The sequence below is a fragment of the Epilithonimonas sp. genome (genome assembly GCF_036780765.1).
GTDB lineage: Bacteria > Bacteroidota > Bacteroidia > Flavobacteriales > Weeksellaceae > Epilithonimonas.
Genome location: NZ_DAIQCG010000007.1, coordinates 76,953 through 97,626, shown reverse-complemented (window position 1 = coordinate 97,626; position 20,674 = coordinate 76,953). Strand labels below are relative to the sequence as shown.

18 protein-coding genes are annotated in these 20,674 nt (G+C 34.4%); 12 read left to right on the top strand and 6 right to left on the bottom strand.

Going from position 1 to position 20,674, the window contains the following annotated elements:
• Positions 1–3: 3 nt before the first annotated feature.
• The 3 genes from V7P73_RS11540 (at position 4) to V7P73_RS11530 (ending at position 2,592) form a co-directional block, all read left to right on the top strand.
• Entirely contained in the window at positions 4–1,170 is a 1,167-nt protein-coding gene (locus V7P73_RS11540) for a methylmalonyl-CoA mutase family protein (protein ID WP_333853841.1), read from the top strand.
• 186 nt (positions 1,171–1,356) lie between these two features.
• Complete coding sequence (locus tag V7P73_RS11535; protein ID WP_333853839.1) at positions 1,357–2,376, top strand: pseudouridine synthase; 1,020 nt, start codon at positions 1,357–1,359, stop codon at positions 2,374–2,376.
• Between the two features lie 42 nt (positions 2,377–2,418).
• Positions 2,419–2,592: a hypothetical protein gene (locus tag V7P73_RS11530; protein WP_333853837.1), complete on the top strand. Its 174-nt coding sequence runs from the start codon at positions 2,419–2,421 to the stop codon at positions 2,590–2,592.
• A 161-nt stretch (positions 2,593–2,753) separates the two neighbouring features.
• On the opposite strand, the gene V7P73_RS11525 is transcribed toward V7P73_RS11530, so the two are convergent.
• Together V7P73_RS11525 and V7P73_RS11520 are read right to left on the bottom strand one after the other, a co-directional pair.
• A complete protein-coding gene (locus tag V7P73_RS11525) occupies positions 2,754–5,147 on the bottom strand; it encodes a hypothetical protein (RefSeq protein WP_333853835.1) in 2,394 nt (797 codons plus the stop codon).
• Positions 5,148–5,256: 109 nt separating this feature from the next.
• Entirely contained in the window at positions 5,257–7,476 is a 2,220-nt protein-coding gene (locus tag V7P73_RS11520; RefSeq protein ID WP_333853834.1) for an NADP-dependent isocitrate dehydrogenase, read from the bottom strand.
• A gap of 167 nt (positions 7,477–7,643) precedes the next feature.
• Here V7P73_RS11520 and tpx point away from each other — a divergent pair, with 167 nt between their 5' ends.
• Positions 7,644–8,141, top strand: a complete 498-nt coding sequence (gene tpx / locus V7P73_RS11515) for a thiol peroxidase (RefSeq protein WP_333853911.1) — start codon at positions 7,644–7,646, stop codon at positions 8,139–8,141.
• Positions 8,142–8,389: 248 nt separating this feature from the next.
• Here tpx and tatC read toward each other — a convergent pair whose 3' ends face one another.
• Positions 8,390–9,196: a twin-arginine translocase subunit TatC gene (gene tatC, locus V7P73_RS11510; RefSeq protein ID WP_333853833.1), complete on the bottom strand. Its 807-nt coding sequence runs from the start codon at positions 9,194–9,196 to the stop codon at positions 8,390–8,392.
• A 205-nt stretch (positions 9,197–9,401) separates the two neighbouring features.
• Between tatC and V7P73_RS11505 the strand changes: the two genes are divergently transcribed.
• The 3 genes from V7P73_RS11505 to V7P73_RS11495 are packed head-to-tail and all read left to right on the top strand — an operon-like array spanning position 9,402 to position 12,081.
• Positions 9,402–10,304, top strand: coding sequence for a hypothetical protein (locus V7P73_RS11505; protein ID WP_333853832.1), 903 nt, complete (start codon positions 9,402–9,404; stop codon positions 10,302–10,304).
• Positions 10,305–10,353: 49 nt separating this feature from the next.
• Entirely contained in the window at positions 10,354–11,202 is an 849-nt protein-coding gene (locus tag V7P73_RS11500; protein ID WP_333853830.1) for a hypothetical protein, read from the top strand.
• A 30-nt stretch (positions 11,203–11,232) separates the two neighbouring features.
• Positions 11,233–12,081 carry a hypothetical protein gene (locus V7P73_RS11495; protein ID WP_333853828.1) on the top strand — a complete coding sequence of 283 codons (849 nt, stop codon included), beginning with the start codon at positions 11,233–11,235 and terminating at the stop codon, positions 12,079–12,081.
• On the opposite strand, the gene V7P73_RS11490 is transcribed toward V7P73_RS11495, so the two are convergent.
• On the bottom strand, positions 12,074–13,033 hold the full coding sequence (locus V7P73_RS11490; protein ID WP_333853826.1) for a KpsF/GutQ family sugar-phosphate isomerase: 960 nt from the start codon (positions 13,031–13,033) through the stop codon (positions 12,074–12,076). The genes V7P73_RS11495 and V7P73_RS11490 overlap by 8 nt on opposite strands.
• Positions 13,034–13,209: 176 nt before the next feature.
• On the opposite strand from V7P73_RS11490, the gene recQ reads away from it, so the two are divergent.
• Both recQ and V7P73_RS11480 read left to right on the top strand, forming a co-directional pair.
• The gene (gene recQ, locus V7P73_RS11485) at positions 13,210–15,420 is read left to right on the top strand and encodes a DNA helicase RecQ (protein ID WP_333853824.1); all 2,211 of its coding nucleotides are present in this window, start codon (positions 13,210–13,212) and stop codon (positions 15,418–15,420) included.
• 75 nt (positions 15,421–15,495) lie between these two features.
• Entirely contained in the window at positions 15,496–16,566 is a 1,071-nt protein-coding gene (locus V7P73_RS11480; RefSeq protein WP_333853822.1) for a glycosyltransferase, read from the top strand.
• A 27-nt stretch (positions 16,567–16,593) separates the two neighbouring features.
• Here the strand turns inward: V7P73_RS11480 and V7P73_RS11475 are convergent, their stop codons facing one another.
• Entirely contained in the window at positions 16,594–17,010 is a 417-nt protein-coding gene (locus V7P73_RS11475) for an NUDIX domain-containing protein (RefSeq protein ID WP_333853820.1), read from the bottom strand.
• A gap of 34 nt (positions 17,011–17,044) precedes the next feature.
• On the bottom strand, positions 17,045–17,719 hold the full coding sequence (gene mnmD, locus V7P73_RS11470) for a tRNA (5-methylaminomethyl-2-thiouridine)(34)-methyltransferase MnmD (protein ID WP_333853818.1): 675 nt from the start codon (positions 17,717–17,719) through the stop codon (positions 17,045–17,047).
• An 83-nt stretch (positions 17,720–17,802) separates the two neighbouring features.
• Between mnmD and V7P73_RS11465 the strand changes: the two genes are divergently transcribed.
• The 3 genes from V7P73_RS11465 (at position 17,803) to V7P73_RS11455 (ending at position 20,636) form a co-directional block, all read left to right on the top strand.
• A complete protein-coding gene (locus V7P73_RS11465; RefSeq protein ID WP_333853816.1) occupies positions 17,803–18,873 on the top strand; it encodes a branched-chain amino acid aminotransferase in 1,071 nt (356 codons plus the stop codon).
• Between the two features lie 134 nt (positions 18,874–19,007).
• Positions 19,008–19,520 (top strand): FKBP-type peptidyl-prolyl cis-trans isomerase, encoded by a 513-nt coding sequence (locus V7P73_RS11460; protein WP_333853814.1) that lies wholly within the window; start codon positions 19,008–19,010, stop codon positions 19,518–19,520.
• Positions 19,521–19,538: 18 nt separating this feature from the next.
• Positions 19,539–20,636, top strand: coding sequence for a peptidylprolyl isomerase (locus tag V7P73_RS11455; protein ID WP_333853812.1), 1,098 nt, complete (start codon positions 19,539–19,541; stop codon positions 20,634–20,636).
• Positions 20,637–20,674 lie beyond the last annotated feature (38 nt).

Genomic DNA, 20,674 nt, shown 5'->3' with positions numbered 1-20,674 from the left:
AAAATGAGTTTCATAGAAAATACGTTGGAAGATTGGGAACAGCTTGTCAAAAAGCAACTCAAAACAGAAAATATTTATGAAATTCTTTCTAAAGATAATCTGGAAAATATCACTGTAAAACCATATTATCAAAATAATCAGGAGACAAAAATTCTTCCAAAAGTTGAAGAAAGTACACATCTTGTTGCAGAATATCAAGATGGTTTGGAAGAGCAGGCTTTCGCTTTTCGTTTGAATGAGAATGTGGAAGGCTTGGAAGAAAAAGCGATTTTCATCAATAATCCAGATTTAGCAGAACATATTTTAACAGAAGAAAGTAATCGTTATTTTTCTTTGATTGATGTTTTTTCTGATGATGAAAATGCGAAAATCAATGACCATTTAGCTGGCGAATTATTATCCAAAGCTTTTGAAAGACAGATTTGTGTAGATGTAAGTTTGCATCAAAATGCTGGTGCTTCTATCATTCAGCAATTGGCTTTTGCATTGGCGAAATCTAAGGAATTAGTAGAAAAATTCGGTCCGGAGATTCTTGAAAAATTGGTTTTTCGATTTGCAATTGGTTCTAATTATTTTTTCGAAATTGCTAAAATCAGAGCTTTCAAATATCTATTCAATCAGTTTTCTAAAGAATTTGAAAAAGATTTGATTCCCTACATTTTTGCTGAAACTTCATTCAGAAATAAGGCTAAAAATGATGCAGATAATAACCTGATACGTTCTACTTTGGAATTAACTTCGGCTATGATTGGAGGTGCAGATGCAGTTTTTTCTAATGACTATAAATTTGAAGATTCGTCAGAACTTTCAAAAGAAATTTCTTTCAAACAACAGATTGTTTTAGCTTACGAAAGTATTATCAACGTTTTTGAAGATGCAACTTCCGGAAGTTATTTCGTGGAAGATATTACGCAGCAATTCGCTGAAAAATCTTGGAAGTTATTCCTTGAAATTGAAGAAAAGGGTGGTTATCTTGAACTTCTAAAATCTGGAGAAATTCAGAATATGATTTTCGAACAAGCTGTGAAAGAACAGAGTTGGGTTGAAGAAGGAAAAATTAAAATCATTGGTGTAAATCTTTATCCTAAATTAGAAAAGAAAAAATCTGTAGAAGAGCTTTATAATTCTGATAAAATCAAAGCGGTTCGTTTAGCAGAAATGTTTGAATAATTTTCAAGATTTAAAATTTCATTCTTCTCAATTTTACTAAAAGTGAGTTTATAATTCGGAATTCATATTTAGATATTTATTGTTTTTTTTTGTCATATGCAATCGCTGAATTTTTCATTGACCTTTGGGTTTCCAAATAATAGCGATTTCTTAACTAATTCACTATCTTTGCAAAAATTTTAGAAAATGAGCGGAGACGGAAATCAATCAGGTAGAAATAGAAAACCAAGAACTTCTGGAGGTAGCAGACCTTCAGGAAACACCCGTAGCTCCAGCGATAGCAGAGGAAATTCTGGAAGTGGAAAATCTTTTGGAAATTCTCGCGGACCTAAAACTACTAGAGGCGGAGACCGTTTCGATAGTAGAGACAAATACGAAAATGGCGATAGAAAATTTGGACCCAAAAAACCTTTCAACAGAGCTGAAAGAGATGAGGACAAAACAAAATCGTTTATCCAAAAAAGAAGATTCGATAAAATAAGTAAGGAAGTTTTCAAAGATACTATCCGACTTAATAAATATATTGCTAATTCGGGGATTTGCAGCAGAAGAGAAGCTGATGAATTGATTACGCAAGGTCTTGTGGAAGTGAATGGAAAAGTGGTAACTGAAATGGGTTACCAAGTTCAGAAAACCGATAGAGTGGTTTTTGATGGACAAAATATCACGCCGGAAAAGCCAGTTTATGTTCTTTTGAACAAACCAAAAGGTTACATCTCTACAACCAAAGATGATAAAGCGAGAAAAACTGTTATGGATTTGACAGCGAATGCTTCGCCTTACAGAATTTTCCCTGTTGGAAGACTGGACAGACAGACGACTGGTGTTATACTTTTGACCAATGATGGTCATATGACGAAAAAGTTGACACACCCATCATTCAATATGAGAAAAATCTATCACGTGACGCTGGACAGAAAATTGACCAATGATGATATGAAATTGATTGGGGAAGGAATTCGTTTGGAAGAAGGTGTTGCGGAAATCGACAGTATTTCTTTTATCGAAGGAAAACCAAAAAATGAAATTGGAATCGAACTTCATATCGGATGGAATAGAGTAGTTCGTAGAATTTTCCAAAAATTGGGCTACGAAGTGGAAGCTCTTGATAGGGTAATGTTTGCTGGTTTGACTAAGAAAAACATCAAACGAGGTCACTGGAGAATCCTAACGGAGCAAGAAGTGAACAACTTGAAAATGTTATAAATTAAAAGACTGAAATTTTTCAGTCTTTTTTTATATTTATGTATGAATAAAATATATGTTTTCAGTGGCTTGGGCGTTGATAAAAGAGTTTTTGATAATATTGATTTTGGAACTTTGGATGTTGAATTTATTGATTGGATTGAACCTCTCGAAAATGAAAGTCTAGAAAAAGAAGGTAAACTTTTTGCGAATAATTTTTTTCCAGATTATGGATAGCAATATCTAATTTGTTGTGAGTAACAAACTGAAATTATCCAAAAATGAATGATAGAATAATGAATATTTTTCGCATAGGATTGACTATGATTAATAAGATAAGTCTAAAATTTGGAATTTAACAAAAAAAGACTTCCCAATTCGGAAAGTCTTTTCTGTAGTTATTTTACTTCATTATAATAGAGCATCTTATCGTCTTTATCAAAACTGATAATGATGATTTCTCTGTTTTTTGCATCATCATTATTGAAGAATTTTGCTCTTGGAGCCAGACCTCCTTCCTCAGAAAGTGAAGGATTCCAATACAATGTTTCTCGCGTATCGGTTTTTATTTTCTTGTATGCATCGCTGGTGATATCTGGCAATTCAAATTCGACTGATTTATCGTAGCCTCGTAATATTGTTTTATTGACTTTTTCAGTGGATTTATCTTCCTCGGTCAACATATTTCCTCTTTTGGTATAGATTGCAATAGCATTTGAAACCAAGCCTCCGTTTTTAATTACTTTTACCATTGCGATATTGCTTACAGACAAAGAACTAATCATACTTGCATCTGTAGGCATTTCATCTAAAAATAAATTAGCTTGAGAGCCACGGATAGACGGAATATAGTTTCCAGAGCTATCCATTGTAAAAGTGACACCAGCAACTCTGCCTTGTAGCCATTGCAAAATATTGTACGAAGACTGAGCATCTTTGTTATCATTCACAAAATCAAAAATTGTAGCATCCATACTACTGAATTTTCCACTGGATAATTCCTTGTCCAATTCTGCTTTTTTATCTACTTTTTTAGCAACAACTTGAACTTCTTCGATTAGAGTTTCTTCATTAGCAGTCTTCAAAGTCTGCTGATTTTTTTTGTTTTGAAGAGCTTTCGCAATAGCAGGATTTGAAGTTTGACCAGAATTTACCAACTGATAATTTGTTGACGGTAGATTACCTCTGTATGGAATATTCGAAACCAAAGATTGGAAGCTTATATTCAAATTGTCACTTTCTGAAACCTGTTTTTTATCTTTGTTAAGGTAATAAGAAATCGACAAAGGTTCATCAAAATAAATATTATCCAAATAGATAAATCCATTATCATCTGTTGTAACAGGAACAAAACTTTTGTCAGAATTTTCTGTTTTCAATAACAGATTGATATTTTTATTAGGCAAGAAACGCCCATTATTAGTCACTTTTCCTTTAAAAGAAAGATTTTTTTGAGGCTTATAAACAAAGTCAGGAATTTTTCCTGATAGGAGAGATTCCCAATCAAAACGTTTCCACTTTTCAGAAATTAACAGCGCATCAAAAGCTTCAGGATTTGCCGTTTTTTCAAAATATTGTGACGGATTGAAAATAGAAGAAGTAAAATCTCCGGTTAACCATTTCGCACTCAATAAAGTGTTTTCATTTTTATTTTCAGAAGGCTGATTTTCTCTTACTAATACCGTATAATTTTTAAAGTCATCATTCGGTTCGATATCAAAACTGTTGAAAGCTCGAGGTTCATTATTCAGTGAAAAATTCAAAGTTGGTTCGTCCAGATTCAGTTTTTTGGGATTGATGAAAAATAATCTTTGCGCTACCGGATTTTGTTTCTCATCAAAAATTGTAATATTCAAAACCGCAGTTTCATCATTGCTGACCTTTGTTGGGATAATGCTTGACGCTTCATTATTTGTCGTTTTTATGTTCGCTCTGTAAACCATTTGATTATTGATGGTTCCAACAATCGAATAACCTTGCAAACCTTGTGGCAACGCAGATCCTTTGATTTGATAACTGATTCCTTTTGGGTCATTGACTAAGTGAAGATTGATTCCAGAATTAGCAACTGTTGGCAAAGCAATCGTTTGTTTTGCACCTTTATTATCTTCAACAATAACTTTATAAGTCTTACCAAATTTTGGCGTCATCGTAAAGATTCCAACATTTTTATCCAAAGCTTTGAAAGTTGTTAATTTTTCATTTGGTTTCTCAGAATCTACAACATAACCGCTCCAACTTTCAGGTGGAATACCTTCGGAATAAACTCTTACCGCAAACTTGGTCAGAATATTCTCGATAAAAGTTCCACTTTCTGGAAAAGCATTCGCAGTCCATTTTGTGTTTTTGGTTAAGGTTAATTTCTGTTCAGAGTTTGGGTTATAAATCGGAACTTGCTTCATAAAATTGAATTCCTCCGGAAAATTTGCCATCCACGTTGTGTAAGCTCGCAAGTAGTACACATCTTCTTTCAAAGCCTCGGTCAAAGTGAAAGAACCATCTCCCTCACCATTTTTCAGAGCAATTGTTCTCTTATCAACCAAATTTTTGCTGTGGTCATACAGCTCCACAAATAGAGTAGTAGAAATGGTTGAACGACTATAACCATTGAATACAAACGACTTGAAATAGATATTATCGCCAACAATATAATTGTCTTTGTCTAATAAAACGTAGACTTTTTCTTGTATATAATTTTGTTCCAGATTCTGGACGGCTTTGTCTATTTTGTCCTGCGCTTTAAACTGCATCATCCCAACAACATAAAGAAAAAATATAAATGATTTTCTCATACTAAAAGCTTCTAAATATTAATTTTAATTTCTCTCTGCAAATTAATTAAACAAAAGAAAACCCTCAACATTTGTCGAGGGTTTTATATTAATTTTAACAAGAATCGGATTAGATTCCGTTTACAATTTCATTAAGAGTTGCAGAAGGTCTCATTGCAGCATCAGTTTTGTCAAAATCTGGTCTGTAATAACCATCAATTTCCTGAGCTTTACCTTGAGAACCAATCAATTCTTCATTGATTTTGTTTTCGTTTTCAGCCAAAGCTTTTGCAACAGGCGTAAATTTAGCAGCGATATCAGCATCTTTAGTTTGGTTTGCTAAAGCTTCTGCCCAATAAGTTGCCAAATAAAAATGTGAACCTCTGTTATCGATAGTTCCTAATTTTCTTCCTGGAGATTTGTCTTCTGCCAAAAATTTAGCATTAGCTTCGTCCAAAGCATCAGCCAAAATCTGAGCTTTCGGATTATCTTGAGTCTGAGCCAAATGTTCCAAAGAAGCTTGTAACGCCAAGAATTCACCTAAAGAATCCCATCTCAAATAACCTTCTTCAATAAATTGCTCGATGTGTTTAGGAGCAGAACCTCCCGCTCCGGTTTCGAACAATCCGCCACCGTTCATCAATGGAACGATAGACAACATTTTTGCAGAAGTTCCTAATTCCAAAATAGGGAATAGATCGGTCAAATAATCTCTCAAAACGTTTCCAGAAACTGAGATTGTATCTTTACCTTCTCTTGCTCTTTTAAGCGTTTCTGTCATTGCATCTTTCACATCCAGAATTCTGATGTCAAGACCAGTTGTATCGTAATCTTTAAGATATTTGTCAACTTTTTTGATGATTTCTCTGTCGTGAGCTCTTGCTTTATCTAACCAGAAAATCGCAGGTGTATCAGATAATCTTGCTCTGTTTACAGCCAATTTTACCCAATCCTGAATTGGTGCATCTTTAGTTTGACACATTCTGAATATGTCAGATTTTTCCACTTTTTGTTCAAGCAACGTGTTTCCATTTTCGTCAAGAACTTTTACAGTTCCATCAGCTTCCGCTTGGAAAGTTTTGTCGTGAGAACCATATTCTTCCGCTTTTTGAGCCATCAAACCAACATTCGGAACAGAACCCATTGTTGTTGGGTCGAGTTTTCCGTTAGCTTTCATATCATCAATTGCAGCTTGATAGAAACCTGCATAAGAACGGTCTGGGATAATTGCAACAGTGTCATCTTCTGCACCAGCTTTGTCCCACATTTTTCCTCCATTTCTGATTAATGCAGCCATAGACGCATCAACAATGATGTCAGAAGGAACGTGGAAATTCGTAATGCCTTTGTCAGAATTTACCATTGCTACTTTTGGACCTTCAGCTAAAGCTTTATCAATATCAGCTTTGATTTCAGCTTCCTGCGGAATTCCAGCAATTTTATCGTAAAGATTTTGTAATCCGTTATTTGGATTGATGTCTAGAGATTTGAAAGTCTCCGCATATTTAGTAAATACATCTTTGAAGAAAGTCTCAACAATGGCTCCAAAAATAATTGGGTCAGAGATTTTCATCATTGTTGCTTTCAAGTGAGCAGAAAGAATCACGCCTCTTTGTTTCGCTTCATCTATTGCTGTTTGAACAAAAGCTTTCAATGAATTAAGGTTCATTACAGACGAATCGATTACTTCACCAGCTTTAAGGTTTGCGAAATCTTTAAGAACTTTTTCAGAACCGTCATTCCCGAAGAAAACAATCTTGAATTTAGAATCGTTTTCAACAGTTGTAGAAGTTTCAGTTCCATAGAAATCTCCGCTGGTCATATGCGCAACATCTGTTTTGCTGTCAGATGCCCAAGCTCCCATTTTGTGAGGATTTGCTTTAGCATAATTTTTAACAGCTTTAGGAGCACGTCTGTCAGAATTTCCTTCTCTTAGAACAGGATTTACTGCAGAACCAAGGACTTTAGCATATTTAGCTTTAATTGCTTTTTCTTCGTCATTTTTAGGTTCAGCAGGATAATTTGGAACTGCGAAACCTTTCGATTGTAACTCAGCAATCGCTTCGTCTAACTGTGGAACAGAAGCGGAAATATTTGGTAATTTAATAATGTTTGCTTCCGGAGTTGTTGCCAATTCTCCAAGTTCCGACAAAGCATCTCCGATTTTTTGGTCATCTGTCAAGAATTCTGGAAAGTTAGCCAATATTCTCCCTGAAAGTGAAATGTCTTTTGGAACGATGTTAACGTCTGCAACCGAAGTAAAAGCCTTAACAATAGGCAAAAAAGAATGCGTTGCCAGCATTGGCGCTTCATCCGTAAGCGTGTAGATAATTTTTGATTTTTCTGACATTATAGAAGTTGATTTTATTTACTGTTTTTTCAAAACATACAAATTTAGTGATTTTTGTTAGATTTAAATAGTGATTTATGACATATCAAGTTAAAGATTTATTAAAATCAGAAATAATTTTTGGTCGGGAAAAATCTAATATTAACTTTGAGGAAAATATAAAAACAATGTCACAAATTACATTCAAAGGAAGTCCGATTAATACCGTAGGAAGTTTGCCAAAAGTTGGAACTGTTGCTCAAGAGTTTACTTTAGTTGCAGCAGATTTATCTGAGAAACATTTGGCAGATTACACAGGTAAAAAAGTATTGTTGAACATCTTCCCAAGTATCGACACAGGTGTTTGTGCTGCATCTGCAAGAGAATTCAACAAAGAAGCTAGTTCTTTGGAAAACACTGTTGTAATAAACGTTTCTAGAGATTTGCCTTTTGCGCTTAACAGATTTTGTGCAGCAGAAGGTCTTGATAATGTAGAAGTTTTGTCAGATTTCAGAGGGAATTTTGGAGAAGATTATGGTGTGACTTTGGATGATTCTCCTTTGAGAGGATTATTGAGCAGAGCTGTTGTTGCTTTGGATGAAAAAGGAACAGTAATCTACACAGAGCAAGTTCCGGAAATAGGACAGGAGCCAAACTACGAAGCTGCAATTGAATCGCTAAAATAAAAACTTTATTAAGTCTTACTTATTACGGAAAATCTGATATTTTAGATTTTCCGTTTTTTTATTCTTTCAATATACTAAAATCTGTTTACCAGCATCTTGCATTTTCTGAAATTTTCACCCTTGAAAAATGTTACATTTTATCTTTAATTAAATGAAACATCACTCAGAATAAACAATCAATTCTTAAAGCACTAACAAAGCATCAGTTTATTTACCGATGCTCTCAAATTAATTATTGTGATAATATTTTAGCTGCTTTTTTTCTGCATTTTTTTGTAAATGACATTGGACATTATCACACTAATTTCATAAAGTAAAACCAGTGGTAGTGCTGCTGCCATCATACTCAAAACATCAGCAGGAGTGATAATTGCTGCAACGACCATAATTAAAACAATAGCGTGTCTTCTATAGGTTCTAAGGAATTTTGGAGTGAGAATGCCTATTGATGTCAAGATGTAAACCGCAATCGGGAAAAGAAAAACCACACCCATTCCCATTGTGACTTGTAAGAACAGAGTAGTATAATCTGACAAGTCAAATAACTGAACGATATTATCTGAAACTTTGAACAACAAACCGAAGTTGATGGCAAAAGGTAAAATCAAGAAATAACCAGTTAAAACGCCGGTCATAAATAACATCCAAATTGCATTGATGTAAAAAATCGAATTCTTTTTCTCATTCGGCATTAGAGCAGGACTGATGAATTTCCAGATTTCCCAAACGATATAAGGAAAAGCTAAAACAACACCTGAAAATATGGAAACCGCCATCATCACATTGAATTGCTGAAACAACTGTTTCTGTTGAACACTAAATTGTGCTGGCAGAATAAAACTGTCATTTCCCGTCAATTCTCTGGAAAAATGATTCACAATTCTGAAAGTCAAAAAGTCATTTCTTGTAGGACCAAAAAAGATATGATCCATTACCCAATTGATATTAAAACCAATAACAATCGCTAAAACGACAATCGCTAAAATAGATCTTACAAGATGGGATCTCAGTTCTCCAATATGTCCAAGGAAGGACATCTCTTTTTCTTCGCTCATAGTTTGATTATAGAAAAAAAATCAGAGCACGAAATTACGGAATTTTTAGGTTACTGTATATTTTAGAATAATTTAATAATAATTGATTATCGCTTGATAATTTTATCTATCATTAATTTAATATTAAATGTGGTCTCGGGTTTAATTTTTCTTATTCTACGGGCTTTTTTTGGAATAAATTTTGTTTCTTGCAACAAATAGCATTATGAATAGATATTTAATAAAAGTTTGTTTTATTTTCTTTTCTTGTTTTTTGTCTGCTCAGGTAGGAATTCAGACTAGTCAGGTTTCGTCTTCTGCAGCTCTAGAAATTAACACGAATAATTTGGCAACTGGAAGAAAGAAAGGATTTCTAGGACCAAGAGTTGCACTGGCAAGTAATACTGACACGACTACTATTCCTAATCCTGCAGTTGGTTTGCTAGTTTATAATACTGCAGATGCAGGAACTTTCCCTTCCAATGTGTTAGCTAACAGATATTATTTTTGGAATGGTAGCCAATGGGTAGATCTTGGTTTGACATCTGTTTTAAAAAATTATTTGTCAAACAGGATTTATAGTCTTAATTCAAGATCTACGCAGGATTTGGCATATTCAACCATTAATAATACAAACGCAGCCAATGGTGGGATTCCGGTTTCTTTTGCAGATGGAGATGTTGCTATCAGTACAGGAAATATCGTTACCAAATCTGCTAATGTTTTTACAATCAATGTAACAGGACTTTATGAGGTTTCTGCTTATGTTAATTATAATCCCAATCGTACCACCATTGCCGGAACACAAAGAGGAACTTTCCTTAATTTAAAACTTCAAAGATCTACAGATAATGGCACAACTTGGGTAGATGTGATTGGAAACAGAACGGCTTGGGGCGTAAAAGCGACTAATTATTTGAAAACAGCTATTTTGATTTCCACACCAATTTATCTCACAGCTGGTCAAAGATTGAGATTAGTTGTTCAAAATCCTTTCGGAATTACGGATGAATCAGCTTTGCACGGAGAAAATAATACAACAAGTCCAGTTCCCACAATAACAACTTCAACCAAAATACCCATTTCCAAAAGCTTAACAATGATACTTTTAGATTATGATTTACAGTAGATTATTCAATATATCAAAAACAACATTTTTTGCTTTCTCGGCTTTAATATTGTCATGGAAATTATCTGCACAGGGCATTGGAATTGGAACAGCAACTCCGAATTCTTCTGCACTTTTAGATTTGGATGTCAGCTCTTTGGCAAGCAATAATAAAAAAGGTGTTTTGATTCCTCGCGTTGCACTGCAAAACAAAACTGATATAGTTACCATTGCAAGTCCGGCGGTTGGATTAATTGTTTATAATACAACCAACTCTGCAACAGATTCAGCGATTGAAGCCAATACATTTTATTTCTGGAACGGAACCAATTGGATTGATGTTTCTACTACTGAAAAAATAAAAAAAAACTTGTACGCACAGATTTTTATTGTTGCAAATACGGGAATGCAGGCTTTGGATAAGACTAATTTTAATAATGGAAATAGCATTGTTGTAAATTTCGATGCATCTGCTAATGGAGCTATGAAGGTAGATGTTGGAAACCGAGTTTCTCTGGCTAATAATAATTTCAAGATTTTATCATCGGGAACATTTGAAATTACAGGTTATGTTGGTTACAATCCTTGGGTTCAAACAAATTGTACAACTTATGCAACTGAGGCTACTTGCGTTGCAGCTTTGGATTTTATCGTTCAAAGATCTACTAATAATGGAACTACTTGGACTCAAATTGCAAAATCGAGTACAACTTGGGGTGTGGGAACTGGAGATAGAAATAGATCTGTAATTGTTGCGCCGTTCGTCATTGCACTTAACGAAAATGACTTGATCCGAGCAGTTATTTCAAAAGGATCAACTTCTAATCACGGAACCAACCCGTCTACCAGTACTTTGAATCTGGAGGCGGGAACAGGCTTGGCTTATTCAAGATTATTAAGATTTCAAAAACTTAATTAAGAGATTTATTTAAAATTAATTGCACTCATTATGAGATTATATAATTTATTAGCAGCATTATTATTCACATCTGGATTTTCGCAAGTAGGGATTGGAACCACAACACCACACGCTTCAGCTATTTTAGACATTACTTCTACAAACAAAGGCTTACTGCTTCCGAGAGTTAATCTTACTGGTACTAATGATAATACGACCATTGCTAATCCTGCAAACGGACTTTTGGTTTTCAACTTAGCAGCAGCTGGTTCCGGTACAACAGTCGTTTCTGCCAATTCGCTGTATTTCAGACAGAATTCTGTTTGGCAAAAATTTACTAACAGTGCAGAAATCAATGTAGGGTCAGCTTCTAACCAATATGTTTTGAGTTCTGTAACCAATCAACCATTAACGGCAACTCAGCTTGTAAGTGTCAATAGTAGTGAAACTTTTGATGTTCCAGTTACTTGGTCGGCAAGTGAAATTTTGATTGATGATCCTACTGATATTGAACTTCAAAGCAATAATCAAACTTTTATAATCAAACAAGCTGGTAATTACAGGTTATTAGCCAACTTTACATTTAGTCCAAAAAGAAATGTAACAACCGATAACTCCAATTATTCTTATGTTACGATTTCAATTGCTCAATCAAAAGATAATGGAACAACTTGGACACCGGTTTTAGGAACAGCAATGCCTTATGACAATGGTTCTTCAAATCAAACTCAAACCTTGATTCTTCCGAGAACAATTTTGGCTTTTAATCAGAATGATTTGATTAGAATTTCGATTGCTAAGCCAGGAAGCACAACTCCGGCTTATGGAACCGGAGCAGGAATTGTTGCAAAAGCAGCGGGCGATATTACGAAGTTATTCCGAGTAAGAAGGATTAATTAATGCCTTCATCTAATAATGTATGAATGTCTATTATTCCGTAGTATTTTCCGTTATTTGTCACTATTAATTGACCAATATTGAATTGTTTCAAAATCTGCATAGCTTCTTTTGCTAATTGATTTTTATCGACGGATTTTGGGTTTTTACTAATGATGTCAGAAGCTTTAACTTTAGAGATATCATCTTGATTGAGGAGCATTCTTCGGATATCGCCATCAGTAATCACACCCAATATATTTTCGTTTTCCATAACGACCGTAATACCGTGTTTAGAACCGCTGACAGAAATAATTACATCTCTAATTCCTGATTCTGGCGAAACTTCTGGTTTATTCTGAGAAACAAATTGTTCTACTTTTGCCGTTAAATTTTTACCTAGACTTCCACCTGGATGGAATTTAGCAAAATCAATATCTTTAAATCCATTCAGTTCCATCAGGCAAACTGCTAAAGCATCGCCTAAAGCCATTTGAACAGTTGTTGAGCTTGTAGGAGCTAATTTGTTAGGGCAGGCTTCTTTTTCTACGTGTGTATTTAGAATAATGTCAGAAGCTTTTCCCAATTTACTTTCGGGATTTCCAGTCATTCCAATCAAAGCTGACGAATATTCTTTGAGGAAGGGTAGAAGGTTCACAATCTCGGGCGAATTTCCGGAATAAGAAATACATAACACGACATCCTGTTTCTGAATCACACCAAGATCCCCGTGGATAGCTTCTGCGGCGTGAAGAAATTGCGCTGGTGTTCCTGTTGAATTTAGTGTAGCTACAATTTTGTTAGCAACGTGCGCAGATTTTCCGATTCCAACAATGATTAATTTTCCTTTCGCTTCATTAATAGTCAAAACACTTATTATGAAACTGTCATCCAATCTATTTCTGAGATTGTTCAACTCACTGATTTCTATATCCAGCGCCAGATGGGCGTTTGCTATTATCTCTTTTGGATCCAAAATTTTAAAGTATTTAATTATTTTTTTTAATAATATTTATTTTGTACCTTCACGCTAATAATTTAACAGAGCAAAATGAAGTTTTTTAGCTTCATTTTTTTATCCCTAAAAGTCAGGATTAACCATTAATGTATAACCTTTCAATAAAATGCAAATTTAGCAAACTATATTAAAGGATGGACACAAAAGACATCAACTTATCTGCTGAACTCAAAAAATATTTCGGATTTTCAAAATTCAAAGGTCAGCAAGAGCAGATTATACAAGAACTTCTCGGCGGCAAAGATATATTTGTTTTGATGCCGACTGGTGGTGGAAAATCACTTTGTTACCAACTTCCGGCATTGATTTCTGAAGGAACAGCGATTGTAGTTTCGCCATTGATTGCATTGATGAAAAATCAGGTAGATGCTGTCAACGGATTATCTTCGGATGAAGGCGTTGCTCACGTTCTGAATTCTTCTCTTAATAAAACACAGACCAAACAGGTGATGGATGACATCACAGCGGGTAAAACCAAATTGCTTTACGTAGCTCCAGAATCTCTCATCAAAGAAGAATATCTTGAGTTTCTAAAAGCTGTGAAAATATCTTTTGTTGCGATAGATGAAGCACACTGTATCTCAGAATGGGGACACGATTTCCGCCCTGAATATAGAAACCTAAAAGGTATAATTGATAAAATTGCGGATGTTCCTGTTATTGCGTTAACGGCTACTGCAACGCCTAAAGTTCAGGATGATATTCAGAAAACTTTGGGGATGAACAATGCTTTGGTTTTCAAGGAAAGCTTTAACAGAGCTAATTTGTTTTACGAAATCCGCCCAAAAGTCAATGTAGATAAAGAGATTTTAAGATTCATCAATCAGCATAAAGGAAAATCAGGAATCGTTTATTGTCTTAGCAGAAGAAAAGTGGAAGAATTTGCGCAGCTTTTGCAAGTCAATGGAGTGAATGCTTTGCCTTACCACGCTGGATTGGATCAAAAACTTAGAGTAGCCAATCAAGATAAATTCTTGATGGAAGAAGCTGATGTGATTGTTGCTACTATAGCATTTGGGATGGGAATTGATAAGCCGGATGTTCGATTTGTAATTCATTATGATATTCCCAAATCTTTGGAAAGTTATTATCAGGAAACTGGTCGTGCAGGACGAGATGGTGGAGAAGGTCATTGTTTGGCTTTCTACGATCCAAAAGATATTGAGAAATTAGAAAAATTCCTGGCTCAGAAACCAGTTTCGGAAAGAGAAATTGGTCTTCAATTGTTGAATGAAGTGGTTGGTTATGCAGAAACTTCGATGAGCAGAAGACAATATTTGCTTTATTATTTCGGAGAAAAATTTGATCCAATAAAAGGCGAAGGTGCTTTGATGTGTGATAATTCACAAAATCCACCAAAACTAAAAGATGCAACTCAAGACTTGAAAAAAGTTTTGGAAATGATAAAGTCTTTGGGTGAAAAGTTCCGCACAAAAGATTTGATTTCCATAATTGCTGGTAAAGAATCTGCGGTTACGAAATCTTATAAATTAGAACAGACAGAATTTTTCGGATTTGGGAAAGCTGAAAGTGACAATTATTGGAAGTCTATTATAAGACAGGCAACTGTTCAGGATTTCCTTAGAAAAGATATAGAAACTTATGGTGTTCTAAAAACTTCTGAAAAAGGTAATCAAGTTTTAAACGGTAGTTACAACGAATCTTTTCTAATAGCGGAAGACAGAACTTATGATCTCAACCAGATCAAATCTAAAGCGGATAGCGAGCAGGTTCAAACCCAATCTGGAGGCGGGTTGGATCAATTATTATTTGATCAACTAAAAGAACTTCGTAAAACTGTTGCTAAAAAACACGGCATTCCACCTTACACGGTTTTTATGGATCCGAGTTTGGAAGATATGACGGTGCAATATCCTATAACTGTAGAAGAAGTTGCAAAAATCTATGGTGTTGGTGAAGGAAAAGCTAGAAAGTACGGAAAAGAATTTGCTGACTTTATCAAAAAATATGTTGAGGATAATGAGATAGAAAGAACTCAGGATATGGTGATGAAACAAGTAGCCAACAAATCCAGCCATAAGGTTTTTATCATCCAAAACACTGATAAAAAGATTGATTTGGAAGATATTGCTAAAGCAAAAAATCTTTCTATGACAGAACTTCTTTCCGAGATGGAAAGTATCATTTATCAAGGTACAAAACTGAATATCGATTATTACATTGATGAAAATTTTGATGAAGATATTGTCGAAGAGTTTATGGATTTTATGAAAAACTCGGAAAGTGACAGTATGAAAACTTTACTTGCAGAATATGGTGATGATCTCACAGATGAAGAAGTAAGGATTCTCAGAATCAAATTTATTAGTGATGTAGCTAATTAGAAAAATAAAATGTCGGACTTGTTTCGGCATTTTTTATTTATAGGATTTCCCATTACGGTTTTGTAATTTTGAGTTATGAAAAAATCAATCATTTTCATATTGCCCGATTTGGAGACTGGAGGCGCTGAGCGTATTGTAACTACACTTGCGAATCATCTTCCGAGAGACAAATTTTCACCAGCTATTCTATTATTAAGGAAAGAAGGTGCTTATCTTGATTTGTTGAAGCCAGATGTAGAAATCATTGATATCCAAACCCCAAGAATCAGACATTCTTTGAAGCCAATTCTTTTGGAAATCAAACGTCGGAAACCAGATATTGTGTTTTCCGGCTTTGGTGAAGTGAATGCTTATTTGTCATTATTCATCAAGCTTTTCCCGAAAACTAAATTTATTGCAAGAGAAACAAATGTTGTTTCTCAACACGTTACAAGAAAAGAGATTAAGTTTTTCTATAAATTCTATAATAATTACGATAAAATCATTGCTCAAAGTAATGATATGGAAGAGGATCTAATCAAGAATTTTGGGATTAAGAAGAATAAACTATTCAAAATTAATAATCCGGTTGATGTCAATTTTATAGAAGATAAATTGAAGCAATCAGAACGACCGGTAGAATTTTCTCATCAGCATAAAAATGTAGTTGCTATTGGGAATTTATCCGCAAGAAAAGGATTTGATAATCTTCTGAAAGTATTTTCCAGACTCAAAAATCAGAATATTTTACTTCATATTCTTGGGGATGGTAAAGATAAAGAAATGCTTTTGCAGATGAAAGAAATGTTGGGGCTTGATCACGTTATTTTTCACGGCAAGAAAAGTAATCCGTATCAATATCTGAAATTTGCTGATCTTTTCATTTTGTCTTCCAGATATGAAGGTTTTCCCAATGTGCTTTTGGAAGCTGGAACTTGTGGTGTTTATTCTTTAGCTAATAATTGTCCTGGTGGGATTGATGAGATTATTATCGATCAAGTGAATGGCGAAATCTCCAATATCGAAAATTATGATGATTTTGCCGAGAAAATAAAACATTCAGTTCACAGAAATGATGACAAAGATAATATCAAAATCTCGATAAAATCTCGTTTTTCTTCAGAAATTATTCTGAAAAAATATGAAGATTTGCTTTGGAATATTTAATCATTTTAAATAAAAAATTCCTGAATCTTAATTCAGGAATTTTTGTTTTGCTATATCAAAAACGCGTTTGTCAATTGGTAATGGAAAAGGATTTTCTCCTTCCAGCGGAATCCATTCTGTCTTTTCGATACAAGGATCTAAGATTAATAAATCTTCTTCATTTAAGATTTCTGCCAAATAATAAATAGTAATTAATTGTTCATTATCTCGGAATCTGGAAACCAGAAAATCGTCTTGTGTATAAAAATGATCTTTAATTTCTATTTCAAGATTAAGTTCTTCCTGAAACTCTCTTTTAAGGCATTCTAAAGTACTTTCCCCGAATTCTAATCCTCCGCCAGGTAATTTAAGAAGATGATCTCCGACATATTCTTCGTGAAGCGCAAGAATTTTGTTGTCCTTTATACAAAGTGCATACACCCGAATGTTGATTTTGTCTATCATATATTGTGATTTGCAGTGTCTAAATTTAGCGAAATTATTTTTTCCAAGCAATCAGCATTTCTCTTTTTCCAGGCGGGCCTTGTCTTTTCTCGACTTCAAAACCTAATTCTATCAAGGCTCTTCGCATAGTTCCTTTCGATGAATAGGTTGTCAACAAACCACCAGTTTTCATTTTAGAAGCTACGACTTCAAATATTTCTTTTTTCCAAAGGTCGGGCTGAACTCTTGCTCCAAAACAATCAAAATAAACCAAATCGATAGGAGGCAAGTCCATATTCTTTATGTTAAAGAAATCATCTTTAATTTTCTTAAGATTGAAATTAGAATCCAATTCAACTAATTTTTCCCATTCGGTTTCATGGATTTTCAGAGACAAATCTTTAACAATTGGGTTCGGAAATAATTCAGAATAAGACAATTCTGAAGCTTCATGAAAAAAAATTGGATATTTTTCGACCCCAAAATAATTAATTTTATGATTTTTGTCATTTCGCAAATATGCATCAAATGTTACCAAAACGTTAAGACCTGTTCCAAAACCTAACTCTAAAATATTAATTTCGTAACTATTTGTTAAATCTAGTCCATTTTTGATAAATACATGGTTGGCTTCTTGCAACGCGCCATGTTTTGAATGGTAAGTTTCTTCTAATCCATTGATCAATAAGGTTTTACTCCCGTCATTTGTGCTAATTAATTCTCTTTTCAAAGTATTTTTTTTCAAATTTAACATAAATTTTGATTATTAAAAAATTATTATATATTTGTAATACCTCAACAAAAAATTAAAAAATGATAATTCAAAAATCTACTAATCCAAGAATTTCAACCTTCGATCCTGATAATTTCGCATTCGGTAACACTTTCATAGATCATATGATTATTTGTGAGTATGAGAATGGAAAATGGGGGGATGTGCAACTTATTCCATATGGTCCTATTGGTTTTACCCCAGCAATGATGGGGGTGAACTACGGACAAGCTTGTTTTGAAGGGATGAAGGCATATAAAGATAAAGACGGCCAAGTATTCCTTTTTCGCCCAGAAAAGAACTTTCAAAGGATTAACAAATCCGCAAAAAGATTGGCAATTCCTGAGATTTCCGAAGAGATCTTTATGGATGGGCTAAAAGCATTGGTTGATATCGATAGAGATTGGATTCCGCAAGGAGAGGGAACATCTCTTTATATTAGACCATTATTATTCGCAACAGAAGAAGCGCTTAAAGCTAGAATCTCTGAAAAATATATGTTTGCCATTGTTGCAACACCAGCAAAAAGCTATTATACTGCTCCGGTATCAGTTAAAATTTCTGACCATTATTCCAGAGCGGCTAGTGGAGGTGTAGGTGCTGCAAAAGCTGCTGGTAACTATGCTGCGTCTTTCTATCCAACACAATTGGCTATAGAAGAAGGTTATGAGCAAATCATTTGGACAGACGATTGTTCTCACGAGTATTTTGAAGAAAGTGGAACGATGAACGTTTTTGTTAGAATCAACGATACTATCTATACGCCTAAAACATCAGACAAAATTTTGGATGGTGTTACCAGAGATAGTTTTATCCAATTGGCTAAAAAAAGAGGAATTGAAGTTGTTATTGACGATGTTAAAGTCTCTGATGTTATCGAAGCTCAGAAAAAAGGAACTTTGAAAGAAGTTTGGGGCGTAGGAACAGCCGTTGTTACAAGTATTTTTGAGGCTTTAGGTTACCAAGGCGAACACCTGACTCTGCCTAAACTTTCTGATGAAGAGAGTTTTGCAGCGCAGTTGAAGGCAGATCTTGTCAATATCCAGACTAATAAATCTGAAGATCCTTTTGGATGGAGATATTTGGTTGAAGAAAATGTATACAGTGTATAGGATTAATTAAAAAGTAAATTGAAAAGTGAAAACCGGAATTAATTTTCCGGTTTTTGTTTTAATACTAATTAAGTCTTCAAAAATTCTTAATTTTGCGACAGTTTTTGAGGGATTTCAAAGAACAATATTGAAAAATGAAACAATTATTTTACATCTCAGTTCTGGCATTAGCAACATCTTGCGCAAAACAGACCCATTCCCAGCATTCAGAAGATCAGTACATGTCTGAAAGCGAAATGGAAGTTTCAAAAAACAGAACCAAAGAACTCAATACTTTGGAAAGAGCTCAGATTGAAGACTGGATCAAAGCTCAGGATGTAAAATATTATCCAATGGGAATGAACTATTGGGTGAATGTGGAAGGACTCGAGAAGCAACCTCGTAAAAATAATGGTGAAAAAGTATCCTATCAGTATGACATCTATGATTTTGATAGAACTAAATTGTACAATATGCCAATTCAAAATAATAATGTAGAATTTGGGCATTTTGTAGAAATGGATGCAGTAGAAGATGTCATCCGATATCTGAAAAAAGGCGAGGAAGCAGAAATTTTAGTACCCTCAGTTTTAGCTTACGGAACCTATGGTGACAACAAAAAAATAACCAACGATATGCCTTTAATCATTAAGGTAAAAGTCTTATAACAACGATATTATAAAACTATGAAGAAAATTATAGCACTTTCTATAACATTATTAACACTATTAAATTGTAAAACATTGGAAATAGACAAAGAAGTTTATAAAAGCTTGCCTGACGGGCTTTACGGTAATTTTGAAACAAGCAAAGGTGATATCCTTGTAAAATTCGAAGATGAAAAATCTCCGGTAACTGTTGCAAATTTTGTTGGTCTTGCAGAAGGTAAGATCGAGAACAAATCTAAGAAAAAAGGAGAACCTTTCTACGATGGAACTATCTTCCACAGAGTGATCAAAGATTTTATGATCCAAGGTGGAGATCCACAAGGAACTGGTATGGGAGATCCTGGATATAAATTTGCTGATGAGAAAAATGACCTTCAGCACACTGGAAAAGGGATTTTATCTATGGCGAATTCTGGACCTAACACCAACGGTTCTCAGTTCTTTATTACAGAAGTTGCAACACCTTGGTTGGACGGAAGACATACAATTTTTGGTAAAGTGGTTGGTAGTACAGCAACCATTGATTCTATCGCTAACGTAGAAAAAGGCGCTCAGGACAAACCAAAGACTGATGTTGTGTTAAAAAAAGTAGCAATCTTCGGTAAAGGTGATGCTTACAAACATTATGATGCTGCAAAAATCTTCGCTGAAGGAAAATCGAAAATCGAAGAAAAAAACAAAGCTTATTTGGCAAAAGCTGAAGAAGAGAAAGCTAAGAAATTGGCAGAATTCGCAGCAAATCAGGAGAAATTGGTAAACGAAATGAAAACTGGGATGCAGTCTACGCCTTCTGGTCTTTTCTATAAGATTACTAAAACTTCTACTGGTGCCAACCCAACTCCAGGACAGACGGTTGCTGTGCATTATGCAGGGAAATTAATGGATGGAGAAGAGTTTGATAATTCTTTCAAAAGAGGACAGCCTATCGATATTCCAATTGGTGTAGGCCAAGTGATCAAAGGTTGGGATGAAGGAATTCTTTTACTGAAAGAAGGAGAAACGGCAACATTGTTGATTCCACCAGCTTTAGGCTACGGCGAAAGAGGAGCAGGAGGTGTAATTCCGCCAAACTCTTGGTTAGTTTTCGATGTAGAATTGGTGAAAATCGAGAAATAATTTAGAAATAAATAAAAAGAAAAACGGAGCAAATTAAT